The sequence below is a fragment of the Atlantibacter subterraneus genome (genome assembly GCF_007570865.1).
GTDB classification, from domain to species: Bacteria; Pseudomonadota; Gammaproteobacteria; order Enterobacterales; family Enterobacteriaceae; genus Atlantibacter; species Atlantibacter subterraneus.
The window spans coordinates 94,310-108,623 of record NZ_VLPS01000011.1 but is presented as its reverse complement, the minus strand read 5'-3'; the positions used below and the strand labels follow the sequence as shown (position 1 = coordinate 108,623).

General features: G+C 56.4%; 13 protein-coding genes. 9 read left to right on the top strand and 4 right to left on the bottom strand.

What is annotated here, in order from left to right:
- The first annotated feature begins 42 nt into the window (after positions 1-42).
- The 9 genes from FND52_RS20705 to fabY all read left to right on the top strand — a co-directional run bounded on the left by FND52_RS20705 (position 43) and on the right by fabY (position 8,050).
- Positions 43-1,059 (top strand): 2-dehydro-3-deoxygalactonokinase, encoded by a 1,017-nt coding sequence (locus tag FND52_RS20705; RefSeq protein WP_144133040.1) that lies wholly within the window; start codon positions 43-45, stop codon positions 1,057-1,059.
- Positions 1,060-1,078: 19 nt separating this feature from the next.
- A complete protein-coding gene (locus tag FND52_RS20700) occupies positions 1,079-2,068 on the top strand; it encodes a 2-dehydro-3-deoxygalactonokinase (protein ID WP_125295029.1) in 990 nt (329 codons plus the stop codon).
- Positions 2,069-2,110: 42 nt separating this feature from the next.
- The gene (locus FND52_RS20695; protein WP_125295028.1) at positions 2,111-3,418 is read left to right on the top strand and encodes an MFS transporter; all 1,308 of its coding nucleotides are present in this window, start codon (positions 2,111-2,113) and stop codon (positions 3,416-3,418) included.
- A gap of 46 nt (positions 3,419-3,464) precedes the next feature.
- Positions 3,465-4,112 carry a bifunctional 4-hydroxy-2-oxoglutarate aldolase/2-dehydro-3-deoxy-phosphogluconate aldolase gene (locus FND52_RS20690; RefSeq protein ID WP_125295027.1) on the top strand — a complete coding sequence of 216 codons (648 nt, stop codon included), beginning with the start codon at positions 3,465-3,467 and terminating at the stop codon, positions 4,110-4,112.
- 124 nt (positions 4,113-4,236) lie between these two features.
- Positions 4,237-5,034 (top strand): IclR family transcriptional regulator, encoded by a 798-nt coding sequence (locus FND52_RS20685; RefSeq protein WP_125295026.1) that lies wholly within the window; start codon positions 4,237-4,239, stop codon positions 5,032-5,034.
- Between the two features lie 130 nt (positions 5,035-5,164).
- Positions 5,165-5,764 carry a glucose-1-phosphatase gene (yihX, locus tag FND52_RS20680; protein WP_144133038.1) on the top strand — a complete coding sequence of 200 codons (600 nt, stop codon included), beginning with the start codon at positions 5,165-5,167 and terminating at the stop codon, positions 5,762-5,764.
- Positions 5,758-6,630 (top strand): virulence factor BrkB family protein, encoded by an 873-nt coding sequence (locus FND52_RS20675; RefSeq protein WP_125295024.1) that lies wholly within the window; start codon positions 5,758-5,760, stop codon positions 6,628-6,630. Before yihX ends, FND52_RS20675 begins: the two co-directional genes overlap by 7 nt.
- Positions 6,627-7,064 (top strand): D-aminoacyl-tRNA deacylase, encoded by a 438-nt coding sequence (gene dtd, locus FND52_RS20670; RefSeq protein ID WP_144133035.1) that lies wholly within the window; start codon positions 6,627-6,629, stop codon positions 7,062-7,064. The genes FND52_RS20675 and dtd overlap by 4 nt, the downstream gene beginning before the upstream one ends.
- 44 nt (positions 7,065-7,108) lie before the next feature.
- Positions 7,109-8,050 carry a fatty acid biosynthesis protein FabY gene (gene fabY / locus FND52_RS20665; RefSeq protein ID WP_161659533.1) on the top strand — a complete coding sequence of 314 codons (942 nt, stop codon included), beginning with the start codon at positions 7,109-7,111 and terminating at the stop codon, positions 8,048-8,050.
- A 35-nt stretch (positions 8,051-8,085) separates the two neighbouring features.
- Here fabY and FND52_RS20660 read toward each other — a convergent pair whose 3' ends face one another.
- The 4 genes from FND52_RS20660 to trmH form a co-directional block, all read right to left on the bottom strand.
- Positions 8,086-9,834, bottom strand: coding sequence for an AsmA family protein (locus FND52_RS20660; RefSeq protein ID WP_144133033.1), 1,749 nt, complete (start codon positions 9,832-9,834; stop codon positions 8,086-8,088).
- Positions 9,835-9,953: 119 nt separating this feature from the next.
- Positions 9,954-11,345 (bottom strand): nucleobase:cation symporter-2 family protein, encoded by a 1,392-nt coding sequence (locus tag FND52_RS20655; RefSeq protein ID WP_144133031.1) that lies wholly within the window; start codon positions 11,343-11,345, stop codon positions 9,954-9,956.
- Positions 11,346-11,505: 160 nt separating this feature from the next.
- On the bottom strand, positions 11,506-13,587 hold the full coding sequence (gene recG, locus FND52_RS20650) for an ATP-dependent DNA helicase RecG (protein ID WP_144133029.1): 2,082 nt from the start codon (positions 13,585-13,587) through the stop codon (positions 11,506-11,508).
- Positions 13,588-14,310, bottom strand: coding sequence for a tRNA (guanosine(18)-2'-O)-methyltransferase TrmH (gene trmH, locus FND52_RS20645; protein WP_144133028.1), 723 nt, complete (start codon positions 14,308-14,310; stop codon positions 13,588-13,590).
- Positions 14,311-14,314 lie beyond the last annotated feature (4 nt).

Sequence of the window (14,314 nt, the reverse complement as noted above, 5' to 3'; positions counted from 1 at the left end):
TAACCCGGCGAACCGCGAACGGAATTTTAAAAAGGAGTGAATATGTTTGTTGTTATTGATTCAGGATCGTCAGCAACGCGTATTTATTTGCTGGAATTTGCAGGCACCGGCATTGTCGATAAAGAGATGATTACCGAAGGGGTAAATTCCACTATTACCCACGGCAGTAATGAAATTTTACGTCAGGCCATGGCGGAAGGCGTAAAACAATTACTGGCGAGAAACGGGAAGTCTCAACAGGATATTCAATTTATTATCGCCTCTGGAATGATCACCTCAAACCTGGGCCTGCATGAAATTCCTCACCGCGTTGCCCCGGCCAGTATTGAAGAGCTGGCACGTCACACGGTGCCGTTCGCGGAAAACCAACTGCTGGCGCTGGATATCCCGGTGATGCTGATCCCCGGGATTAAAAACCAGACCACGCCATCCTGGGAAAACCTGCGCGGTATCGATTTAATGCGCGGTGAAGAAACCCAGGCGGCGGGCGTACTGCTCGGCTATCAGCCGCGGTTACCCTGCACGCTGATTGAATTAGGCTCTACCACCAAGCTGATTTCAATTAATGAGCAGGGGCAAATCGCTGGCAGCATTACGTCACTCAGCGGCCAGGTCTATGCCGCAATCCTGAAACACACCTTTGTCTCTTCCAGCGTGGCAACGACGGAGGAAGATGCGGATGAGCAAATCGATCCGGCCATCATTAATGCGGCCTGCCGTTCAGTCGCTGAAAGTGGATTACTGCGCACCATACTCATGACGCGCTTTTTGCAATTCTCTTTCCCGACTACCGCTGCTCAGCGCAAATTATTTCTTGATAGCGCCATGGCGGGGGACGATATCAAATTATTCGCCGACGCCCGGGGGCAGGGATTTAATTTCGACGGCGATATTTTCTTAATCGGCAACGCGAAGCGCTGTGAAATTTATCAGCATGTGATCCAGCAGCAATTAAATATTGATAACCCGTTACGCATTATTTCCGACGAAGAGCAAATAGATATGCTGGCCATTACCGGTGCCAGCGCCATTGCCAATATTCTTCGCACCCTACAGTGATAAGAAGAGCGAGAAAGATATGTACATCATTACCATCGATACCGGCACCACCAATACCCGCGTGTGCGCCTGGCAGGACGAGCGTCTGCTCGCTGAAGCCGCCCGCCCGGTGGGCGTGCGGGATACCGCGATTTCCGGCAGCACCGAGACATTAATGAAAGGCGTCAGCGACGCCGTTAACGACGCGCGTAGCCAGGCGAATATTCCGGCAGGGGAAAAAGTAGTTTATCTCTCTGCGGGGATGATCACCTCCAACGTCGGCCTATGCGAAATCCCGCACCTGCTGGCCCCCGCCGGGCTGAATGAGCTGGCGAAAGGCATGGTCTGCGCGAATCTACCGGCGATTACCGACGAGCCAATCTGGTTCGTGCCGGGCATTCGTAACCACAAATCCGCCGTCACCCTGGAAAATGCCGAGCAAATGGACATGATGCGCGGCGAAGAAACCGAGGCGATTGGCGTACTGGCAAGCCTGGGCATTAGCGGCCCGGCGCTGATTATCCTGCCGGGTTCACATTCCAAATTCGTTAAAATTGATGCCGATAACCGTATTGAAGGCTGCGTGACCACCATCGGCGGGGAACTGCTGGATGTGATTACCCGCCACACCATTCTTGCCAGTTCGCTCAACCTGCAATTCGCCCAGGAAATTGAAGCCCCGGCGCTGTTGCAGGGCGCGAATCAGTGTCTGCAAACCGGCTTGTCGCGCACCTGTTTCTCGGTTCGCGTGCTGGATATGTTCAGCGACTTAACGCTGAACCAGAAAGCCAACGTGCTGCTCGGCGCGGTATTACAGGATGATTTGCAGGCGGTTAAAAACAGCGAAGCCTTTACCGTCACGCCGGATACGCACGTCGTGGTATGCGGTAAAGATACCCTTAAATTCGCCTTCGCTACCTTAATTGATAACGATCCGTGGTTTACCGGGAAAATCACCGTCGCGCCGTCCAGCCGTTCCCTCTCCAGTGCTGGATTATTTGCCATGGCGCGCCGTCGACAGATTATTTAATTCCGTACTCTGTACCCTACACATAATTAAAAGGTCTGCTTTATGAACACCATCGTTAATGAAAGAGCAGTAACTAAAAAACGGGGAAATAAGCGCTGGTTCGTTGTTTTCCTGTTATTGATTGGCGGTATTATTAACTACCTCGACCGCGCCAGCTTATCCATCGCTGCGCCGGACATGATGAAAGATCTTAATTTATCGAATACGGATATCGGTTTATTAGGATCGGTATTTGCGCTGATTTACGCCCTGTGCCAGTTGCCTGCGGGTTTCCTGGTTGACCGCTTTGGACCGAAGAAGGTTTACGGCTGGGCGGTGGCGCTGTGGAGCGGCGCGACCATGCTGACCGGCGCGTGCAGCAACATGATGACGCTGATTTTTGCCCGCGGCATCCTCGGCGTAACGGAAGCCCCGTGCTGGCCAGGCGCGGCCAAGATCACCGCCTCCTGGTTCCCGAAAAGCGAGCGCGCGCTGGCAACCGGTTTCTGGGATGCGGCTTCTAAATGGGGCCCGGCCATTGCTCCGCCGATCCTGGTGGCGATTATCGTCCCCTTCGGCTGGCGTTCGCTGTTCTACATCGCCGGGGCGATTGGTTTAGTGTTCGTGGTGTTCTTTATCTTTGCTTACCATCAACCGGAAAAACACCCGACCATTACCAAAGAAGAGCTGGACTATATTAAAGAAGGCGGCGGCGGTACTGCGGAGAAATTAACTGGCGAAGCGGAAAAAATTAGCTGGGGTGGTTTATTTAAATATCGCTGCATCTGGGGAATGATTTTAGGCTGGTTCTGTTATGTGTGGATGATGAATATTTTCACCACCTTCCTGCCGCTCTATTTGATGAAGACCCAGAATATCCAGTTTAAAGAATTAGGTATCTACGCCAGTATTCCTTATTTCGGCGGTATTGTCGGCGCGATTGTCGGCGGCTACGTATCGAAATGGCTGGTGGACAAAAGCATTATCAAAGAGTCGTTAAAAGCCAAGCGCGTCACCATCAGTATTTCCGCGCTGTTAGCGGGCGTCGCCGTTATCGCCATTCCGATGGTGGATAGCCTGGCCGCGACCCTGACGCTGCTGGTTATCGCGATGGCGCTGCTGTCCGCGCTGTCCGCTACCGGTTGGGCATTGCCGGGCGATGTGGCACCTGCCTCAATGGTGGCCTCGGTAGGCAGTATCCAGAACTTCGGCGGCTACTTTGCCGGTTCGTTATCACCGCTGGTCACCGGGCTTATCGCCGACGTGACGGGTTCATACGCCCTGGCATTCACCAGCGGCGGGATTATCGCGGCCTGTGCGGCGCTGTGTTACTGGTTCATCGTCAGAGAGCCGGTGACCGTAAAGGATTGATGTAATCAGGGAGGCGACTCCCTGATATTTCCCCAAGAGGTTATCCATGATTAAACATCGCGTGATTCGCGCTATTGAAGAAACCGGCATGATTGCCATTGTACGCGGCGTCGCGCCCGAAGGGATTTTGCCGCTGGCCCGCGCGCTGCATGACGGCGGTATTCGGGTAATTGAAGTCACCTGTAACTCTACCCGCCATCTGGAAAGCATCAGCGCCCTGAAACAGGAAATGAGTGACAAAATGTTTGTCGGCGCGGGTACGGTAATCAACCCGGTGATGGCGCAGCTGGTGCTCGACGCGGGCGCAGATTTTGTCCTGTCGCCCGACTTTAACCCGGATGTGGTCACCATGGTGCATGAGAAGCAGCGCCTGATGATCCCGGCGGTGATGACGCCATCGGAAATCTTACAGGCCTGCCGTCTGGGCGTGGATTTGCTGAAACTGTTCCCGGCCAACAGCCTGGGCGTCAACTATATGAAAGAAGTGCAGGGACCGCTGGATAACCTGTCTCTGATCCCGGTGGGCGGCATCACGCTGGAAAACACCCGTGAGTTCGCCAAAGCGGGAGCATTCGCGGTGGGCGTGGGCAGCGCGCTGACCAATAAAGAGTGGATTGCGCGTGGCGACTGGGAAGCCATCACCCAGCAGGCCAGGGCGTTTATCCGGACCTTCCATGAAGGTAAAAAAGCCTGACTCCGCTGTGAAAAAGCCACAAAGTTGTGGCTTTTTTATTGCCTGTTGCCCCGGTCTGGCGGCTGTTTTCGCCTCCGTTACCTCGCTATACTGCCCGCTATAATAATGACAGTGAGGTAAGCCCGTGTCGGAAAAGATTAATCGCTCGGTAGCCCGGGCGTTAGAGATGCTGGAATTGGTTGCGGCAAGTAAAGATGAACTCACAATCACTGAAATCAGCAAGCAGCTTGGCATCCCGAAGAGCACCACCTTTGATATCCTCTACACTCTGCTTGATAAAGGCTATCTGGAACAGGCCAACGAAAAACAGAAATCGTTCAAACTGGGCGTGAAGCTGTTTCAGACCGGCGCGTGTTACCTCGAACAGACTCCCTTCCAGAACGTGGCGCACTCGGTGCTGGAAAAACTTGCCGAGGTGGCCGGTGAAACGGCCTTCCTGGCGCTGCTCAATAACGACGAGCTGGTTTACTTCGATAAAGTCGAGAGTCCAAATTCGGTGCGCACCTCGGCGCGTATCGGCTCCAACAACCCGTTGTATTGCACCGGGCTTGGCAAGGCGATCCTCGCCACCCTGCCGGATGAGGAAGTTAAAACCATTCTGGCGCGTACCGGCGGGTTAAAACCGATCACGCCATATACCTGTACCGATGAGACAAAGTTTTTCGCCATCCTTAACCAGGCGCGCCAGCAGGGGTACGCCATTGACGATCGTGAGCATAACGCGGAAGTCTTTTGCCTGGCGGCCCCGGTGTATAACCTGCAGGGCAAAGTCTATGCGGCGATCAGCGTCGCCAGCCTGTACACCAAAATTAAGCACGAGCCGGAGAAAATCGCCGCGCTGGGCAAGATGATTGCCGATGCGGCGCTGGACCTGTCGCAGCGCATTGGCTACCGCGGCCCGCGTCTGTACGCTGATTTTTAAGGTGATTGTCACCACGGTTATCCCGCGTAACCGTGGTGAGATTTCTTTGTTTTCGTTTTGATGCCATTACTATTCAACCCTGTGGATTCCCGCTACAGTTAACTCTCCATGGCCCAAAAAGGAGAGTGTCATGCTTTATATCTTTGATTTAGGTAACGTCATCGTCGATATCGACTTTAACCGCGTGCTGGGCGTATGGAGTGATTACAGCCGCGTGCCGCTGGCGACGCTTCAGCAAAGCTTCACCATGGGCGAGCCGTTTGAGAAGCATGAGCGCGGCGAAATCAGCGACGAGGAATTCGCAAAATTATTGTGCGAATCCATGGAATTATCGTTGAGTTACCAGCAGTTCGCCGCAGGCTGGCAGGCGGTGTTTGTGGGGCTACGCCCGGAAGTCATCGACATTATGCAGAAACTGCGTGAGCAGGGGCATCGCGTGGTGGTGCTGTCGAATACCAATCGTCTGCACACCACTTTCTGGCCGACCAGCTACCCGGAAGTGCAGGCCGCTGCCGACCACGTCTATCTGTCGCAGGAGTTAGGCGCGCGCAAACCCGAACCGGCGATTTATCAAAAAGTCCTCAAAGCGGAAGGATTCCCGGCCAGTGAAGCGGTCTTTTTCGACGATAACGCCGATAATATTAAAGGGGCGCAGGCCGTGGGGATCGTCAGCATTCACGTGACCGATAAATCCACGCTACCGGACTATTTTGCGAAGCAGCCATGTTAAGACGTGTTCGTCATCAGGCAACCAAACACACCGCGCCGTTCTGGGCCTGGTGTAAGTTGCTGTGGGAGCGAATCGACCAGGACAATATGACCACGCTGGCAGGCAACCTGGCCTATGTGTCGTTGCTCTCGCTGGTGCCGTTCGTCGCGGTGGTTTTTGCGCTGTTCGCCGCGTTTCCGATGTTTTCCGATGTCAGCATTCAGCTGCGCCACTTTATCTTCGCCAACTTTATGCCCGCCACGGGCGACATTATTCAGCGCTATATCGAGCAGTTCGTCGCCAACTCCAGCAAGATGACCGCAGTTGGCGCTTGCGGGCTGATCGTCACCGCGTTGCTGTTGATGTACGCCGTGGACAGCGCCCTCAATACCATCTGGCGCAGCAAGCGAGTACGGCCAAAAATCTATTCGTTTGCGGTTTACTGGATGATTTTAACCCTCGGGCCGTTACTGGCGGGGGCCAGCCTGGCGATCAGCTCGTATCTGCTGTCGCTGCGCTGGGTGAGCGGGTTTGATTCACTGATCGACAACGTTTTGCGCATCTTCCCGTTGCTGCTCTCCTGGCTGTCGTTCTGGCTGCTGTACAGCATCGTGCCCACTACCCGCGTGCCCGCCAGGGATGCACTGGTGGGTTCGCTGGTGGCGGCGCTGCTTTTCGAGCTGGGTAAGAAAGGCTTTGCGCTGTATATCACCATGTTCCCCTCCTATCAGCTGATCTACGGCGTACTGGCGGTGATCCCCATTTTGTTCGTTTGGGTGTACTGGACGTGGTGTATCGTCTTGCTTGGAGCGGAAATTACTGTCACTCTCGGAGACTACCGGGCGCTAAAATTAGCCGCAGAACAAGAATCCGAAGAAGAACCATGATTGCATTAATTCAACGCGTCACGCGTGCCAGCGTCGCCGTTAACGGTGACGTGACGGGCGAAATCGGCCCAGGACTTTTGGTGTTATTAGGTGTCGAAAAGGAAGACAACCCTCAGAAAGCGAACCGCCTGTGCGAACGGGTGCTCGGCTACCGCATCTTCAGCGATGAAAACGGCAAGATGAACCTGAACGTTCAGCAGGCGGGCGGCAGCGTACTGGTGGTGTCGCAGTTTACCCTGGCGGCGGATACCAATAGCGGTATGCGCCCGAGCTTTTCCAACGGCGCGGCACCTGCGCTGGCGGAAGAATTGTACGAATATTTTGTCGAGCGTTGTCGAACGGCTGGCATAGAGACACAAACCGGGCGCTTTGCCGCAGATATGCAGGTGTCCCTGGTGAACGACGGCCCCGTTACTTTCTGGCTGCAAGTATGAGCCCGTTAACGGCGCGGTCCCTGGCAACAAGAGAGAGTCCATCTATGTATCATCTTCGCGTACCCCAAACGGAAGAAGAGCTGGAAAGCTACTATCAGTTTCGCTGGGAAATGTTGCGTAAACCCCTGCATCAGCCGAAAGGCTCCGAGCGGGACGCCTGGGATGCGCTGGCGCATCACCAAATGGTGGTGGATGAAAGCGGCAAACCGGTGGCCGTGGGCAGGCTGTATATCAATGCCGATAACGAAGCCTCCATCCGCTTTATGGCGGTGGACCCCAACGTGCAGGATAAAGGCCTCGGCACGCTGGTGGCGATGACGCTGGAGTCCGTGGCCCGTCAGGAAGGCGTCAAGCGCGTGACCTGTAGCGCCCGCGAGGACGCCGTCGAGTTTTTCGCCAAGCTGGGTTTTGTCAATCAGGGCGAGATCACCACGCCGCAAACCACTCCGCTGCGCCACTTTTTAATGATCAAACCCATCGTGCCGCTGGATGATATTTTGCATCGCGCCGACTGGTGCGGGCAGTTGCAGCAAGCCTGGTATCAGCATATTCCGCTCAGCGAGAAGATGGGCGTGCGCATTCTGCAATATACCGGGCAGAAGTTTGTTACCACCATGCCGGAGGCGGGTAACCAGAATCCGCACCATACGCTGTTTGCCGGCAGCCTGTTTTCTCTCGCCACGCTAACCGGCTGGGGATTGATTTGGCTGATGCTGCGCGAGCGCCATCTCGGCGGCACCATTATTCTGGCCGATGCGCATATCCGCTACAGCGCGCCGATCACCGGGCGGCCCGGCGCGATTGCCGATCTGGGCTCGCTCAGCGGCGATCTGGACCGGCTGGCGCGCGGGCGTAAAGCGCGGGTGCAGTTGCAGGTAGAACTGATTGGCGACGATACGCTGGGCGCGGTGTTTGAAGGCACTTACATCGTGTTGCCCGCTAAACCGTTCGGACCGCTGGAAGAGGGCGGTAACGAAGAAGAGTAAGCCCTTCACCGCCGTTGGGCGGTGAAGGCGCTGCGCTACTGAAAGGGGTTTGCCTGCGGTTCCTCCGTGGCGGCAGGCGCTTCAGGCGTTGGGGAAGGCGCAGGCGCACCGCTTACGACGCCCGCCTGCATGGTCTGTTGAATTTGTTGGCCATTAGCAACGGTCATTGTCAGCGTCGCGTTCACCGTGGGTTTTAATGGCCGATCCGCACTAAGCTGGCCCCGTGCGCTAAGGCGCATATTGGCGTCCCCCTGCACCGGCACCTGCGGCCATCCCCAGTTTTCCAGCACGTTCGCCGGTACCGCCCGGCCATTCAGACTTAACGCGATTTGCCGCTCCGGTTGCTGCGTAATCGAGGCGGTGGCTTCCAGCATCCCTTTTCCGGCAAAGGCGCTGAGTTCGCTGATGGTGATGTTATTGCTGTTAGCGCTCAGCGCGATGGACGGCCTGCGAACATCCACGCGGTTAAAGGTGGCGGCTGCCGCGTTCAGCGTGGCGTTGCCGCTCCAGATGCCCCACTGGCGGTTGCGCGCCAGCTGCAATAAATTACCGTAGCCATCCAGCGCCGTTAACTGGAACGGGAAGGTCGGGTCGATATCAATAATCAGGTTGCGGCTGGCGGAGAATTTGGTCACCGTCACGCGGTTCAGCCATTCCGGCAGCGGCGTCATCCACTGTTTTTTCCAGTCTTCTGGCAGGGTATATTCCAGCCCGGCAATCGCTACATCGGCCAGGGTTAACCCTTTATCACTGCGCGTCCATTCGCCACGAGTGCGGATCATGCCGCCTTCCCAGCGGGACGTCAGTTGGCTGATTTCCACGCCCTTGCCGGATAAATTCGCGTTAGCGATAGGGTCGAAGAAATGCAGCGAGCCATAAATAAACTCGCTGGCATTGAGAGAGAGTTTGCCCTCTTCACTCTGCCAGTCGTTATTGCTGAAGGTGATGTCCCGCAGCGTCATATCCAGATCGGTCACCGCCCAGTTCGGGCCCTGTAGCCGCGCGTCGGTGACGTCTACCCGGCCCAGCTTCAGCGATGGAAGGCTGGTAACGGGGCGCAGGAGATCGACAAGACTCTTGTCGCTTTGCAGGCGGATATCGCTCAGGCGCAGGTTATCCACCTGCCAGCCGCCGTCTGCATTACGACGCGCGTTGCCGGTGAGCGAACCGCGCGCCACATCCGCGCCGAGGGTGGTGAAATTTACCTGATCGTTATCGATGTCACCCTGAATCAGTACATTACTGGCCGGGATGCCGTTAAGGGTCAGCGAACCCGCGCTGAGTTCGATTCTGGCTTTGCTGCCCAGAATGCGTCCCGCTTCCGGCAGCCACGGCGTCAGGCCGCCATTGACCCGCTGTGCGCTCAGGTTCCAGGCGCTGTTCGGGCTGTTGAATGCCATATCGCTCAGCTGTAAACGGTCGGCCTGAAAGGGGATCGAGGCGGTATCCGGGGAAATATTTAACGTGCCTTCGCGCAAAATAATGGCGTCGACATGGAAAGGATCGGTGATCTGGCGGCTGCTCAGGCCGATATCCACGCTTTGCGCCACTAACGTGGCAGGCTGTCCGTTGCGCCCAAAGGTGACGTTTTTCAGCTGCACGTGTGATGGCGATGAAAAGCGGTGATCCATCTCATCAAACGTAATGTGGTAATCGCTGTGCGCGTTCACCCAGTCGGTGATCCAGCCCGCGCCCCAGCGGGTCTGAAGCAAAATATACAGCCCCAGAATCGCGACCAGAACGGCGACAAGCAGCGCAACGATGAGCTTTCCAAGAAATTTCATTGTCTTCCATCCGATGAATAGCCAATGATGGAGTTATGCACGATTTATGGCGATTGCTCAAGGCAGGGAGAGCGAAAGGTGAGGCGGCGATAGCAATCCGGTGCTATCGCCGTGGAGGATTACGCTTTTTCCGGCGGGAAAATCAGATTCAGGATAATCGCCGTGATGCCGCCTGCGGCAATGCCGGAGGAGAGCAGATTCTTCAGCCAGTCCGGGGCGAATTGCAGGATCAGCGGCTGCTGGGACACGCCCATGCCTACCGCTAACGACAGCGCAATAATCATGATCGCGCGGCGGTTAAGCGGCTCGCGGGACACAATACGCACGCCGGACGCCGCAATGGTACCGAACATCACAATGGTTGCGCCGCCCAGTACCGGCTCGGGGATATGCTGTACAAAACCGCTCACCGCCGGGAACAGGCCCAGCGCAATCAGCATCATCGCCACCACGAAGCCCACATAGCGGCTGGCCACGCCGGTCAGCTGGATCACGCCGTTGTTCTGGCCGAAGCAGGAGTTCGGGAAGGTGTTAAATACGGCGGACACAAACGAGTTCAGGCCATTCGCCAGTACGCCGCCTTTCAGGCGCTTCATGTACAGTGGGCCAGAAACGGGCTGCTCGGAAACGTCAGAGGTGGCGGTGATGTCGCCGATGGTTTCCAGCGAGGTCACCATAAAGATCAGCATCAGCGGGATCAGCAGGTTCCAGTCAATGCTCAGGCCGTAATAGAGCGGCGTCGGGACCATAATCAGCGCATCGTTGGTCGGTGCGGTATTTTGCGGCAGCATGTCTAATGCCCAGGCCACGACGTAACCGACGGCCATGGCGATCACCAGCGAGGCCACGCGCAGATACGGGTTACGCTGGCGGTTAAGCAGAATAATCACCGCCAGCACCACGCCTGCCAGGAACAGATTCATCGGTGCGCCGAAGGTTTTATCGCTCATCGCGGCATAGCCGCCGCCGATAGAGGTTAAGCCAACCTGAATCAGCGACAGGCCGATAATCATGACCACCACGCCGGAGACCAGCGGAGTAATGATGCGGCGCGCCAGATGCAGAACGCGGGAGAGCAGCATTTCGGTGCAGCTGGCCAGCATCAGGGTGCCGAACAGCGCCGCCATCATGGTCGGGATATCCGCGCCGCCATTTTTCAGCGCCAGGCCACCCATGATCAGCGGCGAAACGAAGTTAAAGCTGGTGCCCTGAATCGACAGCAGACCCGAGCCCACTGGCCCCCAGGCTTTAATCTGGATCAGCGACGCCACGCCGGAGGCGAACAACGACATGCTGATGATGTGCTGCGTGTCCTGTGCGGGTAAGCCGAGCGCCTGGCAAATCAACAGCGCGGGCGTAATTACCGCAACAAACATCGCCAGCAGATGCTGACAAGCGGCGAACAGGGTTTGCGGTAGCGGTGGGCGATCTTCAAGACGATAAATCAATTCACTGTTCTGAGTCGGCGCAATCGGTTGCGCATCTTGCGACTCTACGGCATTAACGGACATCAGCGATCATTCCATTACGGTGGGTGGGGTGGAAAGGCGCTAATTTTATCGGACTGTTTGGTAAAAGCAAACGTTTGCTTGGATAAGTTTATAAATCACTCGGCAACAGCAGCAAATCAGGCGTTAACCGCATCTGCCGGGGTTTAACAAGGGGTGAAATTCAGGCGTTGGAATAGCGTTCTGTTTCAGGCATCCAGCGTTCAATTAATGCGGCTGCCTGCTGTGGATAACGATCGTGAATATGGCGTGCAATGCGCTGAACTTCCGGGATCAGCGCCTGATCCCGTAATAAATCGGCGACTTTGAATTCCGCATTGCCGGTCTGGCGGGTACCCAGTAATTCGCCAGGGCCGCGTATTTCCAGGTCTTTTTGCGCAATCACAAAGCCATCATTGCTGTCGCGCAATACCTGGAGGCGCAACTGTGCCGTTTTAGAGAGCGGAGATTTATAGAGCAGTACACAATGGGAGGCTACCGCACCACGTCCGACACGGCCCCTGAGCTGATGAAGTTGCGCAAGGCCGAGACGTTCCGGGTTTTCAATAATCATCAGGCTGGCATTGGGCACATCAACGCCGACTTCAATCACCGTCGTGGCGACCAGCAGATGCAACTCTCCCTGTTTAAATGCCTTCATGACGCTCTGCTTTTCCTGAGGTTTCATCCGGCCATGCACCAGGCCAACCTGCAATTCCGGCAGAGCGATTTTGAGCTCTTCCCAGGTGGCTTCTGCGGCTTGCGCTTCGAGAAGATCGGACTCCTCAATCAGCGTACAGACCCAGTAAGCCTGGCGGCCTTCGTTAATACAGGCATTACGCACGCGCTCAATAATGTCGGCGCGCCGCGTATCGGCGATGGCGACCGTCGTGACCGGGGTACGTCCGGGCGGTAGCTCATCAATAACCGAGGTATCGAGATCGGCGTAAGCCGTCATCGCCAGGGTTCTCGGGATCGGCGTAGCGGTCATAATCAACTGGTGTGGATGGAAGCCCTGCTGTTGGCCTTTTTCCCACAACGCTAATCGTTGATGAACGCCAAAGCGATGCTGCTCATCGATAATCACCAGCGCGAGACCGTTAAACTGTACGTGCTCCTGGAAAATGGCATGGGTGCCCACCACCATTTGCACCTGGCCGCTGGCGATCGCGTCCTGTTGCGCAATCCGCGCTTTGCCTTTTTGTTTGCCAGCCAGCCAGCCAACCTGGATGCCCAGCGGTTCAAACCAGGCGGAGAAATTGCTGGCATGCTGTTCGGCAAGTAGCTCCGTGGGAGCCATCAGCGCTACCTGTTTGCCGTTAGCGATGGCGCGTAACGCGGCAAGCGCCGCCACCAGAGTTTTACCTGAACCGACATCGCCCTGTACCAGCCGCATCATCGGGAAATCCAGCCCCATATCGTGTTCGATTTCCGCCACCACGCGCTGCTGCGCGCCAGTTGGGCTGAAGGGCAGCGCAGCTAACAGTTGCTGCTTGAGCGAATCATTGGCGGTAAGCGGTTGCGCATGATAGCGCTGGGCGCCAGCCCGCAATGCCAGCATGCTCAGGTTATGGGCCAGTAATTCTTCCAGGATTAGACGATGCTGGGCAGGATGTTTACCGCTTTCCAGTTCGACCAGTTCCATCGTGGGCGGTGGGCGGTGGAGCGTGCGCAGCGCTTCCGGCAGGCTCATCATGCCCTGGGCGAGTTCCGGTGGCAGAAGCTCGGCGATAGCGCAGGTTTCCAGCAGTTCCAGCGCCTGGTCGGTGAGCTTGCGCAGCGTCGCCTGCTTAATGCCTTCGGTGGTGGGATAAACCGGAGTAAGCGTTTCCTGTAATGCCGGTGTGCTCTGGTCGCCCTGAATACGATACTCAGGGTGGATCATTTCCGCGCCGTATTTCCCGCGCTTAGCTTCCCCATAGGCCAGCACGCGACGGCCCGTCGCCAGGCTGTTTTTCATTGCGGCGTTAAAGTTGAAAAAACGCATCGTCAGGATGCCGGTGCCGTCGCTAATCTGGCAGGTCATCATGCGACGTCCGCCGAAGGTGATATTGCTGTTCAGGACTTCGCCTTCCACCGTGGCGTAAATACCCGGCAGCAGTTCGCCGATAGGGTAAAGCTGGGTGCGATCTTCGTAACGCAGGGGGAGGTGAAGCAGCAGGTCCTGAACGGTATGCAAACCGATCTTCGCCAGCTTGCTGCTCTGGCTTGCCCCAACGCCCGTCAGAGCGCTAAGCGGCACGGCGTCGAGCAAGCGGCCTTTCATTTACGCAGGGTCCTTGATAACGCGACGAGCGGGTTCGTTCCCGGCTTGCATGGTAGCCCACCATGTCTCATCGGCTTCAATCTCGCCAAACTCATTCACGCGCGGATAAGGCAGCCCCTTGCGTTTGGCGACTTTTGCCAGCACCGGATAACCGCCTTCAAACAGCAGCCGCTGCTGTTCTTCATCGGCAAGCGTGCTGTTTTCTCGCTGGTACATCCCGGCGTTCTGGCGCTGGCGCTGTGCTTCATAGAGGATCAACGCGCTGGCGACCGATACGTTCAGGGATTGCACCATCCCGATCATCGGAATAATGATGTCCTGGTCTGCCAGCTCCAGCGCCTGTTTTGTGATACCGGTTTTTTCCTGGCCCATCAGGATACAGGTCGGCCGGGTATAGTCGATTTCGCGGAAGTCGACGGCTTTATCAGAAAGGTGCGTGGCAAGGATTTGCATGCCGCGGCCTTTTAACTGGCCGACGGCGTCCTGAATAGTGCGATGGGTTTTTACGTCAACCCAGCTATTGCTGCCCGCTGCGGAGGAGGCCATGGTACTCATACGGCTGCCTGGCCATACGGCATGCACTTCATGCACGCCGACGGCGTCGGCGGTCCGAATAATCGCCGAAACGTTATGGGGCTTATGGACCTGCTCCATGCAGACCGTCAGGTCAGGCTGGCGCCTGGCGAGCATCTCGCGGATACGCGCATAACGCTGTGGATTCATAAGG

Coding starts and splice junctions, on each gene's coding strand:
- FND52_RS20660 (WP_144133033.1), bottom strand. CDS start 9,834: ATGAAATTTCTTGGAAAGCTCATCGTTGCGCTGCTTGTCGCCGTTCTG.
- fabY (WP_161659533.1), top strand. CDS start 7,109: ATGTATCATCTTCGCGTACCCCAAACGGAAGAAGAGCTGGAAAGCTAC.
- FND52_RS20705 (WP_144133040.1), top strand. CDS start 43: ATGTTTGTTGTTATTGATTCAGGATCGTCAGCAACGCGTATTTATTTG.
- recG (WP_144133029.1), bottom strand. CDS start 13,587: ATGAAAGGCCGCTTGCTCGACGCCGTGCCGCTTAGCGCTCTGACGGGC.
- FND52_RS20655 (WP_144133031.1), bottom strand. CDS start 11,345: ATGTCCGTTAATGCCGTAGAGTCGCAAGATGCGCAACCGATTGCGCCG.
- FND52_RS20695 (WP_125295028.1), top strand. CDS start 2,111: ATGAACACCATCGTTAATGAAAGAGCAGTAACTAAAAAACGGGGAAAT.
- FND52_RS20700 (WP_125295029.1), top strand. CDS start 1,079: ATGTACATCATTACCATCGATACCGGCACCACCAATACCCGCGTGTGC.
- FND52_RS20690 (WP_125295027.1), top strand. CDS start 3,465: ATGATTAAACATCGCGTGATTCGCGCTATTGAAGAAACCGGCATGATT.
- yihX (WP_144133038.1), top strand. CDS start 5,165: ATGCTTTATATCTTTGATTTAGGTAACGTCATCGTCGATATCGACTTT.
- dtd (WP_144133035.1), top strand. CDS start 6,627: ATGATTGCATTAATTCAACGCGTCACGCGTGCCAGCGTCGCCGTTAAC.
- FND52_RS20675 (WP_125295024.1), top strand. CDS start 5,758: ATGTTAAGACGTGTTCGTCATCAGGCAACCAAACACACCGCGCCGTTC.
- trmH (WP_144133028.1), bottom strand. CDS start 14,310: ATGAATCCACAGCGTTATGCGCGTATCCGCGAGATGCTCGCCAGGCGC.